Origin of the sequence: Hydrogenophaga sp. UC242_50 (assembly GCF_042697355.1) — a bacterium.
Classification (GTDB): domain Bacteria; phylum Pseudomonadota; class Gammaproteobacteria; order Burkholderiales; family Burkholderiaceae_C; genus Hydrogenophaga.
Map to the genome: position 1 here is coordinate 2,549,562 of NZ_CP170553.1, position 17,666 is coordinate 2,567,227.

Sequence of the window (17,666 nt, forward strand, 5' to 3'; positions counted from 1 at the left end):
GTGGGGGTCGGTTGCCCTGCGCTGAGGGCCGGCCACGGGCCGCGTGAGATCGGTCGCCTGGGTCGCGAGTTCGTGCGCGTCCAGGTGCACCACGCCGTCCTGCACCTTCACCGCGAAGCGCGGCGTGCAGCCTTCGTCCGGCTCCTTGGCGCAGCCGCTGTCCAGGCCGATGGTCCAGTTGTGCATCGGGCAGGCCACGTGGGTGCCGAAGACGATGCCCTGGCTCAGCGGGCCGCCCTTGTGCGGGCAGCGGTCGAGCAGGGCGAAGACCTCGTCGCGGTCATTGCGGAACACGGCCACGTCCAGGCCCTTGTCGCGTTGCACGCAGCGCGAGCCGAGTACGGGGATGTCGTCCAGGCGGGCGATCGGAATCCAGCTGCTCATGCCGCGCTCCCTTCCAGTGCCACCGCTTGGATGGGAATGAACTGGCGCGTGTCCACCGCCGCCTTCTGGTGCTCGAACCACGGATCGGGCTCGCCGTCGAGCGCGAACTGCAGCTGTTCCCACAGCGCCTTGCGGCCTTCGGCGTCGTCGAGGATCTTCTTCTTCACGTGATCCAGGCCCACGCGGTTCACGTAGTGCACCGTGCGCTCCAGGTACCAGCCTTCGAGGCGGTAGAGCTGCATGAAGGCGCCGGTGTACTCCAGCACTTCCTCGGCGGTCTTGAGCTTGGTGAAGAACTCGGCCACCTCGGTCTTGATGCCGCCGTTGCCGGCGATGTACATCTCCCAGCCCGAGTCCACGCCGATGATGCCCACGTCCTTGATGCCGGCCTCGGCGCAGTTGCGCGGGCAGCCGCTGACCGCGAACTTCACCTTGTGCGGCGCGTACATGCGCCACATCGCGCGCTCCAGGTCCTTGCCCATCTGCGTGCTGTCCTGCGTGCCCATGCGGCACCACTCGCTGCCCACGCAGGTCTTCACCGTGCGCAGGGCCTTGGCATAGGCGTGGCCGCTGGGCATGCCGATGTCCTTCCAGACGTTGACCAGGTCTTCCTTCTTCACGCCCAGCAGGTCGATGCGCTGGCCGCCGGTGACCTTCACGGTGGGGATCTTGTATTTGTCCACCGCGTCGGCGATGCGGCGCAGCTCGTCGGCCGTGGTCTCGCCGCCCCACATGCGCGGGATCACGCTGTAGGTGCCGTCCTTCTGGATGTTGGCGTGCGCGCGCTCGTTGATGAAGCGGCTCTGCGGGTCGTCCCTGGCCTCCTTGGGCCAGGTGCTGATGAGGTAGTAGTTGACGGCCGGGCGGCAGGTGGCGCAGCCGTTGGGCGTGCGCCAGCCCAGGCCTTCGAACACGGCGCCGATGCTCAGCAGCCGGCTGTCGCGGATGGCGTCGCGCACGGCCTGGTGGCCGTGGTCGGTGCAGGCGCACATGGCTTTCAGCTTGGGCGTGGCGGAGTAGTCGCCGCCGGCGGTGAACATCAGGATCTGTTCCACCAGGCCGGTGCACGAGCCGCAGGAGGCGCTGGCCTTGGTGAGCTTGCGCACCTCCTCCAGCGTGAACAGGCCCTTGTCCTTGATGGCCTTGCAGATGCTGCCCTTGGTCACGCCGTTGCAGCCGCAGACCTCGTCGCTGTCGGCCATGGCGGCGGCCTTGCTGTGGCCCTGGTGGCCCACGTCGCCGATGTTGGATTCGCCGAACATCAGGCGGTCGCGGATGTCGGCCACGCTGCGGCCATCGCGCAGCAGCTTGAAGTACCAGCTGCCGTCCACCGTGTCGCCGTACAGGCAGGCGCCCACCAGCTTGTCGCCCTGGATCACCAGCTTCTTGTAGACACCGCCCGAGGGGTCGCTCATCACGATCTCTTCGGTGTGCTCGCCGCCCATGAAGTTGCCGGCGGAGAAGAGGTCGATGCCGGTGACCTTGAGCTTGGTGGAGGTGAGCGAGCCAATGTAGCGGCCGATGCCGAATTCGGCCAGGTGCGTGGCCAGCACCTTGCCCTGTTCGAACAGCGGCGCCACCAGGCCGTAGGCGATGCCGCGGTGCGCCGCGCACTCGCCCACCGCGTAGATGCGCGGGTCGGTCACGGTCTGCAGCGTGTCGCTGACCACGATGCCCTTGTTCACGTGCAGGTTCATGGACTCCGCCAGCGCGGTGTTGGGGCGGATGCCCACCGCCATCACCACCAGGTCGGCCGGCAGCTCGGTGCCGTCCTTGAAGCGGATCGCCTTCACGCGGCCAGCCTCGTTGTCCACCAGTTCCTGCGTCTGCGCGCCGATCAGGAAGCGCATGCCGCGCTGCTCCAGCGACTGCTGCAGCAGCTTGCCGGCCACGTCGTCGAGCTGGCGTTCCATGAGCCAGGGCGCGACGTGCACCACGCTCACCGCCATGCCGCGCTTCATCAGGCCATTGGCCGCTTCCAGGCCGAGCAGGCCGCCGCCGATGACGATCGCATGCTGGTACTGCGTGGCCGCGTCGATCATGGCCTGGGTGTCGGCGATGTCGCGGTAGGCCAGCACGCCCTGCAGGTCCTTGCCCGGGATGGGCAGCATGAAGGGGTTGGAGCCGGTGGCGATGATGAGGCGGTCGTAGGGCGCCTCGATCACGCCGCCCTGGCCGTCGCTGGCGCGCACGACGCGCCTGACGCGATCCACCTCGGTCACGGTCTTGCCCGCGTGCAGGGTGATGCCGTGCTCCTGGTACCAGGCCCAGTCGTTGAGCACGATCTCGTCCAGCGTCTGCTCGCCCGCCAGCACCGGCGAGAGCAGGATGCGGTTGTAGTTGGGGTGGGGCTCCGAGCCGAACACCGTGATGTCGTAGAGCTCGGGCGCGATCTTGAGCAGCTCTTCGAGCGTGCGCACGCCGGCCATGCCGTTGCCGACCATGACCAGTTTCAGGCGTTGCGAGGGGGGCAGGCGCATGTCCATGGGGTTCTCCTGGGCGGCCGGTCAGGCCAGCTTCTCCACGTGGGTCTGGCGGGTGTAGAGGAAGTCGATCACTTCCTTGCGGCATTGCTGGTAGGTCGGGTTGTCGGCCAGCGCCACGCGCTGGCGCGGGCGCGGCAGGTCCACGCGCAGCACCTCGCCGATGGTGGCGGCCGGGCCGTTGGTGAGCATCACGATGCGGTCGCTCAGCAGCACGGCCTCGTCCACGTCGTGCGTGACCATCACCACGGTGCTGTGCGTGCGCGCCACGATCTCCAGCAGCTCGTCCTGCAGCTTGGCGCGGGTGAGCGCGTCGAGCGCGCCGAAGGGTTCGTCCATGAGCAGCACCTTGGGTTCCATCGACAGGGCGCGCGCGATGCCCACGCGCTGCTTCATGCCGCCGGAGATTTCGCCGGGGCGCTTCTGCGCGGCGGCGGTGAGGCCCACCAGGGCCAGCGCGGCTTCGGTGCGCGCCTTGAGCTGCGCTTTGTTTTCGTTGGCGCCGAAGACGCGTTCGACCGCGAGATGCACGTTCTCGAAGCAGGTCAGCCAGGGCAGCAGCGAGTGGTTCTGGAACACCACCGCGCGCTCGGGGCCGGGGCCGGCGATCTCCTTGTCGGCGCACAGCAGCACGCCGCTGGTGGGCGTGGTCAGGCCGGCGATGAGGTTGAGCAGCGTGGACTTGCCGCAGCCCGAGTGGCCGATCAGCGTGACGAACTCGCCCTTGGCGACGGTGAGGTCGATCTGGCGCAGCGCGGGGAAGAGGCCCTTGCGGGTCTTGAAGGTCTGCTCGACGCCCTGGATCTCGATGTACTTGGACGCATCGCTCATTTGGAAACCTCCATGCTGCGCTTTGCGGTGCGATCGCCTTCGGGCGGCCGGGCGGCGCTCATGACTTCACCTCTTCGAACGTGAACAGCGTGGCCAGCTTGATGAGGCCGAACTCGAGCACCAGGCCGACGATGCCGATCACGAAGATGGCGATGATGATGCTGGCGACGTTGAGGTTGTTCCACTCGTCCCAGATCCAGAAGCCGATGCCCACGCCGCCGGTCAGCATCTCGGCGGCCACGATCACCAGCCAGGCCGTGCCCACCGCCAGCCGCACGCCGGTCAGCAGGTAGGGCAGCACGGCGGGGAACAGGATCTTGGTGAAGATCTTCCACTCGCTCAGGTTGAGCACGCGCGCCACGTTCATGTAGTCCTGCGGCACGCGCTGCACGCCCACGGCGGTGTTGATGATCATGGGCCAGATCGAGCAGATGAAGATGGTCCAGATCGCGGCCGGGTTGGCGCCCTTGAACACCAGCAGTCCGATCGGCAGCCAGGCCAGCGGCGAGACCGGGCGCAGCAGGCTGATGAGCGGGTTGAACATGCGGCTGAGGAAGTCGAAGCGGCCGATGGCGAAGCCGGCCGGAATGCCCACCAGCGCGGCCAGGCCGAAGCCCACGGCCACGCGCTGCAGCGACATGAGCACGTTCCAGCCCACGCCCTGGTCGTTCGGGCCGGCCTGGTAGAACGGGTCGGAGAACACGCCCACGGCCTGCGCCCAGGCTGCGCAGCGGCGTGGGGATGCCGCTGTCGCTGCTGCCGGCCACCAGCGACCAGACCAGCACGAGGAAGCCCAGGCCGAGCAGTGGCGGCAGCACGCCGCGGAAGAAGCCCGCGGCGCGCTCGCGCCAGGGCGAAGGCGAGGCCGGCCGGGCGGGCTCGACGGCGGCCGGCGCGAGCGGCGCGGCCACCGAAGGCTTGGGGTGGGGCACGGCGGCCACCGCGGGGGCGGCGGGCGCCACGGCCTCCAGGGGGGTGTGAAAAACGGCACTGACCATGGTGGTGTTCCTCGGGTGCGGCGGGCCGGGTCAGGCCGCCTTCATCTTGAAGCTGTCGGCGTACTTGGCCGGGTCCTTGCCGTCCCACACCACGCCGTCGATGAACCTGGCGCTGCGCAGGTCGGACTTGGGCAGCGGCGTCCTGGTGGCGGACGCGGCTTCCTTGTAGATGTCGATGCGGTTGACCTGCCTGGCCACGGCCAGGTAATCGGGGTGCGACTTGAGCAGGCCCCAGCGCTTGTGCTGGGTGAGGAACCACATGCCGTCGCTCAGGTAGGGGTAGTTGGCCGCCCCGTCGTTGTAGAACTTCATGTGGTTGGGGTCGTCCCAGGTCTTGCCCAGGCCGTTCTGGTAGCGGCCCAGGATGCGCTGGTTGATCGCGTCCACGCCGGTGTTCACGTAGGAGCGCTGGGCGATGGTCTCGGCCATCTTGTTCTTGTTCTGCAGGCCGGCGTCGATCCACTTGCCGGCTTCCAGGATGGCCGCCGTCACGGCGCGCGCGGTGTTGGGGTTCTTCTGCACGAACTCGGCCGTGGTGCCCAGCACCTTCTCGGGGTGGTCCTTCCAGATGTCCTGCGTGGTGTTGGCCGTGATGCCGATGCCGTCCATGATGGCGCGGTGGTTCCAGGGCTCGCCGACGCAGAAGCCGTCCATGTTGCCCACGCGCATGTTCGCCACCATCTGCGGCGGCGGCACCACGATGGCGCGCGCGTCCTTGAAGGGGTCGATGCCGGCCGCCGCCAGCCAGTAGTAGAGCCACATGGCGTGGGTGCCGGTGGGGAAGGTCTGGGCGAAGGTGTATTCGCGCTTTTCGGTGGCGCATCAGCTTGGCAAGCGTTGGGCCGTCCACCGCGCCTTTTTCGGCCAGCTTCTTCGACAGCGTGATGGCCTGGCCGTTCTGCTGCAGGTTCATCAGGATGGCCATGTCCTTCTTCGGCCCGGCGGTGCCCAGTTGCAGGCCGTAGATCAGGCCGTAGAGCACGTGGGCGAAATCCAGTTCGCCGTTGACCAGCTTGTCGCGCACGCCGGCCCAGCTGGCTTCCTTGGTCGGGACGATCTTGACGCCGTGCTTCTTGTCCAGGCCGAGTTCGGCGGCCATGACCACGCTGGCGCAGTCGGTCAGGGGAATGAAGCCGATCTTGACTTCGGTTTTTTCAGGTGCGTCGGAGCCGGCGGCCCAGACCCCGTGGTGGCCCAGCGTGGAGAAGAGGGCGGCCGTGCCGACGGCGCTGCCCTTCTTGATGAACTCGCGGCGCGAGGCGGTGGGGCCGTCGGCTGGGGTGGGGATGTCTGCGTTCATGTCCAACTCCTTGCTGATGAAAAAAAGCGGTGCCCCAAAGCACAACGGCGCCCATTTCCGTGCCTGCGCTGAGCGGGCGGGAAATGGACGCCGTTGTCCGTGTCTGGGAAGACTGTCTGGAACTCAGGCCGCCATTGGCCCGTTTTCCTTTGCCTGGATCAAAGCAGTTAGCGTGCCAGCCTCAGGGTTGTCCCGGGGTCGCGTGGGAAGCGCTTGATTTCCAAGGAAAAAACCCGACGGCCGGTGGGGCGGCATCCGGGTGGTGGGCTTCAAACTGGTGCGAGCCGATCCGGCGGGCACGCTATTTGTGCACCGCAGCACCGGGCCGCGTGTCAGTGGGGCCGGGCGGGCAGCACGTCGGCCATCGCCAGCACGGCCTCGGCCACCTCGATCAGCCGGCGGTTCTGGTTCATGGCGATCTGGCGCATGGTCTTGTGCGCTTCTTCCTCGCTGAGCTGGCGGTGCGCCATCAGCAGGCCCTTGGCGCGCTCGATCAGCTTGCGCTCGTTCAGGCTGGCGCGCACCGTGTCCAGCTCCTCGCCCATGGTCTGCAGGCGGCGCGCCTGGTCCTGCACCAGCTCGAGGATGGAGCGATCCAGCTGCAGGCCATAGCCCTGGGCGGCGGCGCCGAAGCCGGCGGGCACGGCCGCGGAAGGTGCGTCCTGGAAGAAGGAGAGGGCGTTGGCCTCGCGCGGGGCGGTGGTGCTGAGGGCCTGGTAGGCCTCCAGCTCGGTCCGGGCGGCGCCGATCTTGTCCTCGCAGGCGCGCAGCAGGTCGAGCGCGAGCCGGTCCTCGACCGCCTTCATGCGGTCCATGCGCTGGCTGCAGCAGTCGAACCAGACCTGGCTGAGCTGCACGTTGAGCGGCGCGCCCTGCGCGGCGGTGCAGAGCACGCGGCGCAGGCGCTCCAGTTCGGCCAGCGTGGCGCTGGCCTGGCTGGCCGCCCACAGGTCCACCGCTTTCGGGTTGGCGAACTCGGCGAACACCTGAAGGCAGCGCTCCTGCGACTCGATCAGGTGCAGCAGGCGCTGCTGCTCGATCGCCTCGGCGCGGCCGCTGACGAACAGGGCCGAGCCGGCGGCGCGTTCCTGGCCCGCGAACTCCTTGCCCTGCATGAAGTTGAACAGCGCCACCAGCAGGCGCGAGACCTCGGGGTCGCTCGCGCTGTCGGCGGCCTCGAACACCACCGCCAGCAGGCCCGCGATCAGGCGCACGTAGGCGTCGGTGGCCTGGCGGGTGGTCCAGGCCAGCGAGGCCACGCGCTCGCGCAGGTCTTCGAGCGCGTTCAGGCCGTGCAGCACGTAGGCGATGCGGCTGAACAGGCGCGCGCCATGGCCGACGCGGGCGGACTCGGTGTCCAGGCTGTCGAAACAGGCGCGCAGCTCGGCCTCGGTCTGGCGGCATTCCTCGATCTGGCGGGCGCGCATGTCGGTGAAGCGCGCGCCCTGGGAGCCGATGTGCAGGTTGGACAGGCCGCGCTCGCGCTGCAGACCGTGCACGAGCCGGCCGGTGACATTCACCAGCGCGCTGGTCAGCGCGAGCTCCTGCAGCTCGGCGATTTCGCAGCGCTTGGCGGCGACAAGGAAACTCAGGCCCGATTTCATGGGGGATGTTCGTGGGGTAGGGGGCATGCCCCTGCCACTGAGCAACAACCATGCCGCCCCGTACACTTCCCGCATGCGGATTTTGGGAATCGAGTCGTCCTGCGACGAAACCGGCGTGGCCCTGGTCGATGCCAGCGGCAACGCCACCCCCCGGCTGCTGGGGCATGCCCTGCACAGCCAGATTGAAATGCACCAGGCCTATGGCGGCGTGGTGCCCGAGCTCGCCAGCCGCGACCACATCCGCCGCGTCCTGCCGCTGACCGACGCCGTGCTGGCCCAGGCCGGCCTGCCGCTCTCGGCCGTGGACGCCATCGCCTACACCCGGGGGCCGGGGCTGGCCGGCGCCTTGCTGGTCGGCTCGGGCGTGGCCTGCGCCCTCGGGTTTGCCTTGGGCAAGCCGGTGATCGGCGTGCACCACCTCGAAGGCCACCTGCTCTCGCCCTTCCTGAGCGCCGACCCGCCCGAATTCCCCTTCGTGGCGCTGCTGGTCTCGGGCGGCCACAGCCAGCTGATGCGGGTGGACGGCGTGGGCCGCTACGAACTGCTGGGCGAGACCATCGACGACGCGGCCGGCGAGGCCTTCGACAAATCGGCCAAGCTGCTCGGCCTGCCGTACCCGGGCGGCCCGGCGCTCTCGCGCCTGGCCCAGCAGGGCGACGCCCAGGCCTACAAATTCCCGCGCCCGCTGCTGCACAGCGGCGATCTCGACTTTTCGTTCGCCGGCCTCAAGACGGCGGTGCTCACCCAGGTGAAGAAGCTGGCCCATGCCCACCCGGACGGCCCGGCCACGCTGCACCTGGCCGACCCGCTGAGCGCGCAGCAGAAGGCCGATGTGGCCGCCAGCGTGCAGGCCGCCATCGTCGAGGTGCTGGTGAAGAAATCCTTCATGGCGATCCGCCAGACCGGTCTGCGCCGCCTGGTGGTGGCTGGTGGGGTGGGGGCCAATGCGCTGCTGCGCGAGCAGTTGGGCGCCGCCTGCGCCCAGGCCGGCGTGCGCGTGCACTACCCCGAGCTGCACCTGTGCACCGACAACGGCGCCATGATCGCGCTGGCCGGCGGCATGCGGGCCCAGGCCGGGCTGGCCGGCGCCGACGCAGCGGGCGCCGGCGGTTACCCCTTCGACGTGAAACCGCGCTGGCCCCTCTCCGACCTGGGCCGCCCTGCCACCGCTGGATGAGCGGGCGGGCGATTCCTGTAATTATGAATTAAACTTCCGGCGCTGTCGCCTTGGCGACTCGGCTGCGTGGGCCATTCCCGGCCCCCGGCCTTTGCACCCGGAGCCCTTCTCTGATGAAACACCTGTTGGATTCCCTGTTTTCGCCGCGCCGCCGCGCGCTCGTCGCGGCCCTCGTGGGCGGCCTGACCACCACCCTGGCCGTGGCGCAGGCGCCCGCCACCGGCGCCCCGGTCCGCATCGGCATGATCGAAGGCCTCTCCGGCCCGATCGCCAACACCGGCGATGCGGTGTTCCGCAACCTGGTCTGGGCCACCGAGCGGGTCAATGCCCGCGGCGGCGTGAAGCTGCCCGGCGGCAACCGCCCGCTGGTGATCGAGCGTTTCGACAGCAAGGGCCAGACCGACGAGGCCCTCTCGGCGCTGCGCTCGGCGATCGACAAGGGCGTCACCATCGTCGCCCAGGGCAACTCCTCGGCGGCGGCGAGCGCGCTGATCGACGCCATCAACAAGCACAACGAGCGCGACACGGCGCGCCAGGTGCTGTTCCTCAACTACTCGGCGGTGGACCCGGTGCTGACCAACGAGAAATGCAGCTTCTGGCATTTCCGTTTCGACGCCCACGCCGACATGCGCATGAAGGCTCTCATGAGCGTGCTGCGCAAGGACAAGCAGCTCAAGAACATCTACCTGATCGGGCAGGACTACAGCTTCGGCCAGGCCGTGCTGCGCGAGGCGCGCAGCCAGCTCGCGGCCCAGCGGCCCGATGTGACCATCGTCGGCGACGAGCTGCACCCCATGGCGCGCGTGAAGGACTTCCTGCCCTACGCCGCCAAGATCAAGGCCAGCGGCGCGCAGGCCGTGCTCACCGGCAACTGGGGCAACGACCTCACGCTGCTGGTGAAGGCCGCGCGCGAAAGCGGCTTCGATGGCAGCTTCTACACCTTCTACGGCAACGCGCTGGGCGCGCCCGCCGCCATGGGCGACGCCGGCATCGGCAAGGTGATCGCCGTGGCCGACTGGTTCCCCAACGTGCCCACGCCCGAGTCCGAGGCCTTCTACAAATCGTTCCGCGAGCGCTTCCCCAGCCCGGCCGACGACTACGTGCACATGCGCATGCAGCTGCTGGTCGAGGCACTGGCGCAGGCCATCGAGCGCGCGGGCGCGGCCGGCCCGGTCAACGCCGCCACCATCGCCGCCCAGCTGGAAAAGGCCGACGTCACCCTCGCTGGCCAGCGCGCCCGCATGCGCGGCGCCGACCACCAGTTCCAGCAATCGCTGGCCGTGGCCGTGATGGACCGGCAGGGCGCGCCCGGCGTCAAGTTCGACGTCGAAGGCTCGGGCTACGGCTTTCGCGTGATCCGCAACCTCAGCCCGCAGCAGGCCGAGCTGCCGCACACCTGTACCATGCAGCGACCTTGATATAGCTTTGCGGGAGCGTGTGCCGATGAGACAGGTGGTGGAGCAGCTGGAGGCCTCGCGCATCCGGGAAGTGCGAACGAGGGCCTGGGCCGGGCCGATGTGCTCAAGTTCTGGTTCGGCGAGAGCGACGAGGTCACGCCCGGCTTCATCCGCGACGCGGCCGTGGCCTCGCTGCAGGCCGGCGAGACCTTCTACGCGCACAACCTGGGCCTGCAGGAGCTGCGCGAGGCGCTGGCGGCGTACACCGACAAGCTCCACCCCGGGCGCGGCGCGGGCCACTGGTTCGATCGCCTGGCCGTCAGCTCGGGCGGCGTCAACGGGCTCATGCTGGCCTCGCAGGCCCTGGTGGAGGCGGGTGACGAGGTGATCGTGGTCTCGCCGGCCTGGCCCAACCTGGTGGCGCAGCCGCTCATCCTGGGGGCGAAGGTCAAGACCGTGCCGCTGCGCGTGCAGGCCGATGGCCCCCGGGCGGGGGCCTGGGTGCTGGACATGGACGCCTTGCTCGCTGCCATCACGCCCTCGACCCGCCTGCTGGTGGTCAACGCCCCCAACAACCCCACGGGCTGGACGCTCAGCGCCGCCGAGCAGCGCACCATCCTCGCGCACTGCCGCCGCACCGGCACCTGGATCCTGGCCGACGAGGTCTACGAGCGGCTTTATTTCGCGGACGACACGCCCAACGGCGCCGCGCCCAGCTTCCTGGACGTGGCCGAACCGGACGACCGCGTCATCGTCGCCCACAGCTTCTCCAAGAGCTTCCTCATGACCGGCTGGCGCCTGGGTTGGCTGGTGCTGCCGCCAGCGCTCACCGCCGCCATCGGCAAGCTCATTGAATACAACACCTCCTGCGCGCCGGTGTTCGTGCAGCGCGCGGCTACCGTGGCGCTGCAGCGCGGCGACGAGGTCACCCCGGCCCTGGTGGCGCACCTGCGGCACTGCCGCGACACCCTGGTGCCGCTGCTGCGCGCGCTGCCCGGGGTGACCCTGGCCGAGCCGCTGGGCGGCATGTACGCCTTCTTCCGGCTGGCGGGGCAGGACGATTGCCTGGCGGTGCGCAAGCGCCTGGTGCGCGAAGCCGGCCTGGGCCTGGCGCCCGGCAGCGCCTTCAGCCCCGAGGCCAGGGGCTGGCTGCGCTGGTGCTTCGCCAGCCGCGACACGGACCGCCTGGTGCAGGGCGTGGAGCGCCTGCGCCACTGGCTGGCCGCCCAGCCGCCGGCTGCCTCCTGAGTCCTTCTGGTCTATAATTCGCGGTTGCTGTCTTCACGGGCGGCAATTTCACGCCCGCGGCGGCCCACATCGGCTGCGGCGGGACGCACGTAACGCCAGGCAACTGGCGAAGGAACTTTCAATGATCGCCCAATCCATCAAAGCCGAAGTGGTCGCGGCCAACGCCCGCGCCGCCAACGACACCGGCAGCCCCGAAGTGCAAGTCGCACTGCTGACCGCCCGCATCAACGAGCTCACCCCTCACTTCAAGACCCACGCCAAGGACCACCATGGCCGCCGCGGTCTGCTGCGCATGGTGAGCCGCCGCCGCAAGCTGCTCGACTACCTGAAGTCCAAGGACGCCGAGCGTTACATCGCCCTGATCCAGAAACTGGGCCTGCGCAAGTAATTGGCACGGCTGTGACACACGAAACGCCTGAGTTGGTTCGCTGGCTCGGGCGTTTTTTGCTTGTCACGCGCCTTTTTTGATTCCGGAGCCCCGACAACAGAGCGAAGCTGTGTCATTCCAAACGGGTTGTGCGCCAGGTGTGGCGCCCACAGTCCTTCTGGAATGGCATCGTGTTCTGGGTTGTGTCTCCGGGTTTTGTGCAGCGAAGCTGCACGCATTTAACGGAGAGACACCATGAGCATGTTCAACAAGGTCACCAAGAGCTTCCAGTGGGGCCCCCACCACGTCACGATGGAAACCGGCGAAATCGCGCGCCAGTCCACCGGCGCCGTGCTGGTCAACATCGATGACACCGTGGTCCTGGCGACCGTGGTCGCCAAGACCGAGGCCAAGGCCGGCCAGGACTTCTTCCCCCTGACGGTGGACTACACCGAGAAGTCGTACGCCGCCGGCAAGATCCCCGGCAGCTTCTTCAAGCGCGAAGGCCGCCCGAGCGAACTCGAGACGCTGACCTGCCGCTTGATCGACCGCCCGATCCGCCCGCTGTTCCCTGAAGGCTTCTACAACGAAGTGCAGGTGATCGTGCACGTGGTGAGCCTGAACCCCGAAGTGCAGGCCGACATCGCCGCGATGATCGCCACCTCCGCCGCGCTGGCCGTCAGCGGCATCCCGTTCAACGGCCCCATCGGCGCCGCCCGCGTGGGCTATGTCAACGGCGAGTACGTGCTCAACCCGGGCCAGACCCAGCTCAAGGACAGCCAACTCGACCTCGTGGTCGCCGGTACCGAAGCCGCCGTGCTGATGGTGGAATCCGAAGCCGACCAGCTGTCGGAAGAAGTCATGCTGGGCGCCGTGGTCTACGGCCACGACATGGGCAAGATCGCCATCGCCGCCATCAACGAACTCGTGCGCGACGCCGGCAAGCCGGCCTGGGACTGGCAGCCGCCGGCCAAGGACGAGCCGCTGATCGCCAAGGTCGACGCTCTGGCGCAAGGCCAAGCTCGAAGCCGCCTACCAGATCCGCAACAAGCAGGCCCGCACCCAGGCCTGCCGCACGGCCTATGCCGACGTGTTCGCCGCCCTGAAGGCCGAAGGCGTGGAATTCGACAGCGTGGCCGTCGAAGCCCTGCTGTTCGAGATCGAAGCCAAGATCGTGCGTCGCGAGATCCTGGCCGGCGAGCCCCGCATCGACGGCCGCGACACCCGCACCGTGCGCGCCATCGAAATCCGCAACAGCGTGCTGCCCCGCACCCACGGCTCGGCCCTGTTCACCCGCGGTGAAACGCAGGCGCTGGTCGTGGCGCACGCTCGGCACCGACCGCGACGCGCAGCGCATCGACGCGCTGGCCGGCGAGTTCGAAGACCGCTTCATGCTGCACTACAACATGCCTCCCTTCGCCACCGGCGAAGCCGGCCGCTTCGGCACCCCCAAGCGCCGCGAGATCGGTCACGGCCGCCTGGCCAAGCGCGCGCTGATCGCCGCGCTGCCGAGCAAGGAAGATTTCCCCTACACCATGCGCGTGGTGTCCGAGATCACCGAGTCCAACGGCTCCTCGTCGATGGCTTCGGTCTGCGGCGGCTGCCTGGCGCTGATGGACGCCGGCGTGCCCATGAAGGCGCACGTGGCCGGTATTGCCATGGGCCTGATCAAAGACGGCAACCGCTTCGCCGTGCTGACCGACATCCTGGGTGACGAAGATCACCTGGGCGACATGGACTTCAAGGTGGCCGGTACCACCAACGGCATCTCGGCGCTGCAGATGGACATCAAGATCCAGGGCATCACCAAGGAAATCATGCAGGTCGCGCTGGCCCAGGCCAAGGAAGCCCGCATGCACATCCTGGGCAAGATGCAGGAAGCCATGGGCGAAGCCAAGACCGAAGTGTCCAACTTCGCGCCCAAGCTCTTCACCATGAAGATCAACCCCGAGAAGATCCGTGACGTGATCGGCAAGGGCGGCTCCGTCATCCGTGCGCTGACCGAAGAAACCGGCACGCAGATCAACATCGACGAAGACGGCACCATCACCATCGCCTCGACCGACTCGGCCAAGGCCGACGAAGCCAAGCGCCGCATCGAGCAGATCACGGCCGAAGTGGAAGTGGGCAAGGTCTACGAAGGCCCGGTCACCAAGATCCTGGACTTCGGTGCCCTGATCAACCTGCTGCCCGGCAAGGACGGCCTGCTGCACATCAGCCAGATCGCCCACGAGCGCGTCGAGAAGGTCACCGACTACCTGACCGAAGGCCAGATCGTGCGCGTGAAGGTGCTGGAGACGGATGAAAAGGGCCGCGTCAAGCTGTCCATGAAGGCCTTGGCCGAACGCAACACCGGCGAGCAGGCACCTCAGCAGCCTCAGTCGTGATGTCACCGGTGGTGCCGGTCATGCAAGCCGTTGAAATCAGCGCCTATGGCGCACCCGAAGTCCTGCGCCTGGGCGAACGCCCGGTGCCGGTCGCGGGTGCGGGCGAGGTGCTGATCCGTGTGAGTGCGTCGGGCGTGAACCGCCCTGACGTGCTGCAGCGCACCGGCAACTACCCGGTGCCGCTTGGCGCGTCCGACATTCCCGGCCTCGAGGTGGCGGGCGTGATCGAATCGGGCGATGCCGCCGCGATGGCGGAAGCCGGCCTGAAGGCCGGCGACCGCGTGTGCGCGCTGGTCGCCGGGGGTGGTTATGCGCAGTGGTGCGTGGCGCCCGTGGGGCAATGCCTGCCGGTGCCCGAAGGTCTGGACGACATCGCCGCCGCTTCGCTGCCCGAGACCTTCTTCACCGTCTGGAGCAACGTGTTCGACCGCGGTCGCCTGCAGGCCGGTGAAACCCTGCTGGTGCAGGGCGGCACCAGCGGCATCGGCGTGACCGCGATCCAGATGGCCAAGGCCCTGGGCGCTCGCGTGATCGCCACCGCCGGCAGCGACGACAAGTGCGCCGCCTGCCTCAAGCTCGGCGCCGACCACGCCATCAACTACAAGACCCAGGACTTCGTGGCCGCCGTGGCCGAGCTCACGGGCAAGCAAGGCGTCAACGTCATCCTCGACATGGTCGCCGGCAGCTACGTGAGCCGCGAGATCGAATGCTTGGCCGAAGACGGCCGGCTGGTGATCATCGCGGTGCAGGGCGGCGTCAAGGCCGAGTTCAACGCCGGCCTGGTGCTGCGCCGCCGCCTGACCATCACGGGGTCCACCCTACGGCCCCGGCCGGTGGCGTTCAAGGCGGCGATCGCGGCCTCGCTGCGCGCGCGTGTGTGGCCCTTGCTGGCCGAAGGCCGCATCCAGCCGGTGATTCACCAGGTGTTCCCCGCCGCGCAGGCCGCGGCGGCGCACACGCTGATGGAGTCCAACCAGCACGTCGGCAAGCTCGTGTTGAGCTGGGCCTGACCCGGTCAGAGAAGAACCCGTCATGAGAAAACTGATTGCAGGCAACTGGAAGATGAACGGCTCGCTGGCCGCCAACGAAGCGCTGGTCAAGGCCATGCTCGATGGCCTCGGCGGCCAGTCGCCCAAGGCCGACATGGCTCTGTGCGTGCCCGCGCCCTACCTGGCGCAGGTGGGCGCGCTGCTGCAAGGCAGCCCGATCGCCTGGGGTGCGCAGGATGTGTCGAACCAGGAGCAGGGCGCCTACACCGGTGAGGTGTCGGCGGCCATGCTGCGCGACTTCGCCTGCCGCTACGCCATCGTGGGCCATTCCGAGCGCCGTCAGTACCACGGCGAAACCGACACCTTGGTGGCCGAGAAGGCGAAAGCCGCGCTGGCCAAGGGCATCACGCCCATCGTCTGCGTCGGCGAAACGCTGGCCGAGCGCGAGGCCGGTCACACCGAGGAGGTGGTCAAGCGCCAGCTGGCGGCCGTCATCCATCTCTGCGGCCACTGCATCACCGAAATCGTCGTGGCCTACGAGCCGGTCTGGGCCATCGGCACCGGCAAGACCGCCACGCCCGAAGAGGCGCAGCAGGTGCACGCCGTGTTGCGCGCCCAGATTTCGGCGGCGACGCAGAATGCCGGTCGGGTTCACATCCTGTACGGCGGCAGCATGAACGCCGCCAACGCCGCGAGCCTGCTGGCCCAGCCCGACATCGACGGCGGCCTCATTGGCGGTGCGTCGCTCAAGGCGCCCGACTTCCTTCAGATCGTGGCTTCGGCCCCTTAATCCCCGCTCGCGCCCTGGGTGGCGCGGCGACAACCGATATCTCCGGAGAAAAAAGATGAACGTTTTGTTGACCATCCTGCTGGCGGTTCAGATCCTGGCCGCGCTGGGCATGATCGGCCTGATCCTCATGCAGCACGGCAAGGGTGCCGATGCGGGCGCGGCCTTCGGTGGTGGCGCCGGTTCGGCCAGCCTGTTCGGCGCCTCGGGTGGCGCGAACTTCCTGTCGCGCACCACGGCCGTGCTGGCCGCCATCTTCCTCGCCTGCACGCTGGCTCTGGCGTATTTCGGCAACCTGCGCACCGCCGCACCGAGCACGGGCAGCGTGCTGGAAGGCGCTGCCTTGCCCGCGCAACCGGCCGGAGCCGCCCAGCAGATCCCGGGCACCGGCACGGCGCCCGCGCCGGCTGCCGCAGGCGATGCCGCACCGGCCACCGGCGCGGCCCAGATTCCCGCCAAGTAAGCGAATCCTCCATCCGCCCGGACACCACGCTGGGCGGACTTTTCCTGCGCTGCGACAACCCGACCGATTCCTTCGGAAAAACCGGGGCAGCCCCCGGAAACAGGGGGCGTTTCAGGGTAAACTCTATGGGTTGTCAGCAAGGCTCGCACCATTCCTCGCGAGCCCATCAATGCAGACCCAGCCGACGTGGTGAAATTGGTAGACACGCTATCTTGAGGGGGTAGTGGCGAAAGCTGTGCGAGTTCGAGTCTCGCCGTCGGCACCAATCATTGGACAACACGGTCCCACGCCGTGTCAGCGGAATCTACCCAAGATGAGTCTCGAACAATACCTTCCTGTGCTCCTGTTTATCTTGGTGGGTATTGCCGTAGGGATCATCCCGCAGGTTCTGGGCTACATCCTTGGCCCCAACCTCCCGGACGCCGAGAAAAACTCCCCTTACGAATGCGGCTTCGAGGCTTTCGAAGACGCCCGCATGAAGTTCGATGTGCGCTACTACCTGGTGGCGCATCCTCTTCATCCTGTTCGACCTCGAAATTGCATTCCTCATTCCCTGGGCCGTGGCGTTCTCCGACATCGGGGCCACGGGCTTCTTCGCTGGCGTGGTGTTCCTGGCGATCCTGACCGTGGGCTTCGCCTACGAATGGAAAAAAGGCGCGCTGGATTGGGAATGAGTTCGACAGACGCGTGCGCGCGCACCGGAGCGGTTCATGATTGAAGGTGTATTCAAGGAAGGTTTCGTCACCACCAGCTACGACTCGGTGGTGAACTGGGCCAAGACCGGCTCGCTCTGGCCCATGACCTTTGGTCTGGCCTGCTGCGCGGTCGAGATGATGCACGCGGCCGCCGCGCGCTACGACATCGGCCGCTTCGGCTCCGAAGTGTTCCGCGCCAGCCCGCGCCAGTCCGATCTGATGATCGTGGCCGGCACGCTGTGCAACAAGATGGCGCCGGCCCTGCGCAAGGTCTACGACCAGATGGCCGAACCGCGCTGGGTGCTGTCCATGGGCTCGTGCGCCAACGGCGGCGGCTACTACCACTACAGCTATTCGGTGGTGCGGGGCTGCGATCGCATCGTGCCGGTGGACGTGTACGTGCCCGGCTGCCCGCCCACGGCCGAGGCGCTGCTGTACGGAATCATCCAGCTGCAGCAGAAGATTCGCCGCACCCACACCATTGCGCGTGCCTGAGCGCGGCGCCCCTGACATCGCTAGCACGTCACTGGCCCTGAAAGAACCCTGTTCATGACCG

At 68.0% G+C, this 17,666-nt stretch carries 10 protein-coding genes, 1 tRNA gene and 6 pseudogenes; 11 read left to right on the forward strand and 6 right to left on the reverse strand.

All coding sequences use genetic code 11. The features are described 5' to 3' along the window. Window positions 1-12: 12 nt before the first annotated feature. The 6 genes and pseudogenes from nirD to ACFJGX_RS13170 form a co-directional block, all read right to left on the reverse strand. Window positions 13-384 (reverse strand): annotated as a pseudogene (gene nirD / locus ACFJGX_RS13145) (nitrite reductase small subunit NirD); the annotation flags it as partial. Further along, window positions 381-2,870, reverse strand: a complete 2,490-nt coding sequence (nirB, locus tag ACFJGX_RS13150) for a nitrite reductase large subunit NirB (protein WP_382320793.1) — start codon at window positions 2,868-2,870, stop codon at window positions 381-383. The pseudogene nirD and the gene nirB, both read right to left, overlap by 4 nt. 21 nt (window positions 2,871-2,891) lie before the next feature. Next, entirely contained in the window at window positions 2,892-3,698 is an 807-nt protein-coding gene (locus tag ACFJGX_RS13155) for an ABC transporter ATP-binding protein (protein WP_382320791.1), read from the reverse strand. A gap of 58 nt (window positions 3,699-3,756) precedes the next feature. Next, window positions 3,757-4,696 (reverse strand): annotated as a pseudogene (gene ntrB, locus ACFJGX_RS13160) (nitrate ABC transporter permease). A 30-nt stretch (window positions 4,697-4,726) separates the two neighbouring features. Beyond that, window positions 4,727-5,996, reverse strand: a pseudogene (locus tag ACFJGX_RS13165) (CmpA/NrtA family ABC transporter substrate-binding protein). A 332-nt stretch (window positions 5,997-6,328) separates the two neighbouring features. Next, on the reverse strand, window positions 6,329-7,600 hold the full coding sequence (locus ACFJGX_RS13170) for a nitrate- and nitrite sensing domain-containing protein (RefSeq protein WP_382320789.1): 1,272 nt from the start codon (window positions 7,598-7,600) through the stop codon (window positions 6,329-6,331). Between the two features lie 73 nt (window positions 7,601-7,673). Here ACFJGX_RS13170 and tsaD point away from each other — a divergent pair, with 73 nt between their 5' ends. The 11 genes and pseudogenes from tsaD to ACFJGX_RS13225 all read left to right on the forward strand — a co-directional run bounded on the left by tsaD (window position 7,674) and on the right by ACFJGX_RS13225 (window position 17,605). After that, entirely contained in the window at window positions 7,674-8,777 is a 1,104-nt protein-coding gene (gene tsaD, locus ACFJGX_RS13175; protein WP_382320786.1) for a tRNA (adenosine(37)-N6)-threonylcarbamoyltransferase complex transferase subunit TsaD, read from the forward strand. A gap of 113 nt (window positions 8,778-8,890) precedes the next feature. Continuing rightward, a complete protein-coding gene (locus ACFJGX_RS13180) occupies window positions 8,891-10,195 on the forward strand; it encodes a branched-chain amino acid ABC transporter substrate-binding protein (RefSeq protein WP_382320784.1) in 1,305 nt (434 codons plus the stop codon). Between the two features lie 25 nt (window positions 10,196-10,220). Next, window positions 10,221-11,422: pseudogene (locus ACFJGX_RS13185) on the forward strand (pyridoxal phosphate-dependent aminotransferase). 121 nt (window positions 11,423-11,543) lie between these two features. After that, on the forward strand, window positions 11,544-11,810 hold the full coding sequence (gene rpsO, locus ACFJGX_RS13190; protein ID WP_291117839.1) for a 30S ribosomal protein S15: 267 nt from the start codon (window positions 11,544-11,546) through the stop codon (window positions 11,808-11,810). A 234-nt stretch (window positions 11,811-12,044) separates the two neighbouring features. Next, a pseudogene (pnp, locus tag ACFJGX_RS13195) lies at window positions 12,045-14,176 on the forward strand (polyribonucleotide nucleotidyltransferase). Window positions 14,177-14,196: 20 nt separating this feature from the next. Continuing rightward, window positions 14,197-15,186, forward strand: a complete 990-nt coding sequence (locus ACFJGX_RS13200) for an NAD(P)H-quinone oxidoreductase (RefSeq protein ID WP_382328539.1) — start codon at window positions 14,197-14,199, stop codon at window positions 15,184-15,186. A gap of 22 nt (window positions 15,187-15,208) precedes the next feature. Further along, window positions 15,209-15,955, forward strand: a complete 747-nt coding sequence (gene tpiA, locus ACFJGX_RS13205; RefSeq protein ID WP_382320778.1) for a triose-phosphate isomerase — start codon at window positions 15,209-15,211, stop codon at window positions 15,953-15,955. 55 nt (window positions 15,956-16,010) lie between these two features. Beyond that, window positions 16,011-16,415, forward strand: coding sequence for a preprotein translocase subunit SecG (gene secG / locus ACFJGX_RS13210; protein ID WP_291117827.1), 405 nt, complete (start codon window positions 16,011-16,013; stop codon window positions 16,413-16,415). A gap of 180 nt (window positions 16,416-16,595) precedes the next feature. Further along, window positions 16,596-16,680 (forward strand) — tRNA-Leu (locus tag ACFJGX_RS13215). A 48-nt stretch (window positions 16,681-16,728) separates the two neighbouring features. Then, a pseudogene (locus tag ACFJGX_RS13220) lies at window positions 16,729-17,089 on the forward strand (NADH-quinone oxidoreductase subunit A). Between the two features lie 36 nt (window positions 17,090-17,125). Then, the gene (locus ACFJGX_RS13225; RefSeq protein ID WP_066270388.1) at window positions 17,126-17,605 is read left to right on the forward strand and encodes an NADH-quinone oxidoreductase subunit B family protein; all 480 of its coding nucleotides are present in this window, start codon (window positions 17,126-17,128) and stop codon (window positions 17,603-17,605) included. Window positions 17,606-17,666: the final 61 nt, after the last annotated feature.

Bases quoted from the DNA above. Each gene is read 5' to 3' on its own strand.
- tpiA (WP_382320778.1), top strand. From the start codon at position 15,209: ATGAGAAAACTGATTGCAGGCAACTGGAAGATGAACGGCTCGCTGGCC.
- secG (WP_291117827.1), top strand. From the start codon at position 16,011: ATGAACGTTTTGTTGACCATCCTGCTGGCGGTTCAGATCCTGGCCGCG.
- nirB (WP_382320793.1), bottom strand. From the start codon at position 2,870: ATGGACATGCGCCTGCCCCCCTCGCAACGCCTGAAACTGGTCATGGTC.
- ACFJGX_RS13170 (WP_382320789.1), bottom strand. From the start codon at position 7,600: ATGAAATCGGGCCTGAGTTTCCTTGTCGCCGCCAAGCGCTGCGAAATC.
- ACFJGX_RS13225 (WP_066270388.1), top strand. From the start codon at position 17,126: ATGATTGAAGGTGTATTCAAGGAAGGTTTCGTCACCACCAGCTACGAC.
- tsaD (WP_382320786.1), top strand. From the start codon at position 7,674: ATGCGGATTTTGGGAATCGAGTCGTCCTGCGACGAAACCGGCGTGGCC.
- ACFJGX_RS13155 (WP_382320791.1), bottom strand. From the start codon at position 3,698: ATGAGCGATGCGTCCAAGTACATCGAGATCCAGGGCGTCGAGCAGACC.
- rpsO (WP_291117839.1), top strand. From the start codon at position 11,544: ATGATCGCCCAATCCATCAAAGCCGAAGTGGTCGCGGCCAACGCCCGC.
- ACFJGX_RS13180 (WP_382320784.1), top strand. From the start codon at position 8,891: ATGAAACACCTGTTGGATTCCCTGTTTTCGCCGCGCCGCCGCGCGCTC.
- ACFJGX_RS13200 (WP_382328539.1), top strand. From the start codon at position 14,197: ATGCAAGCCGTTGAAATCAGCGCCTATGGCGCACCCGAAGTCCTGCGC.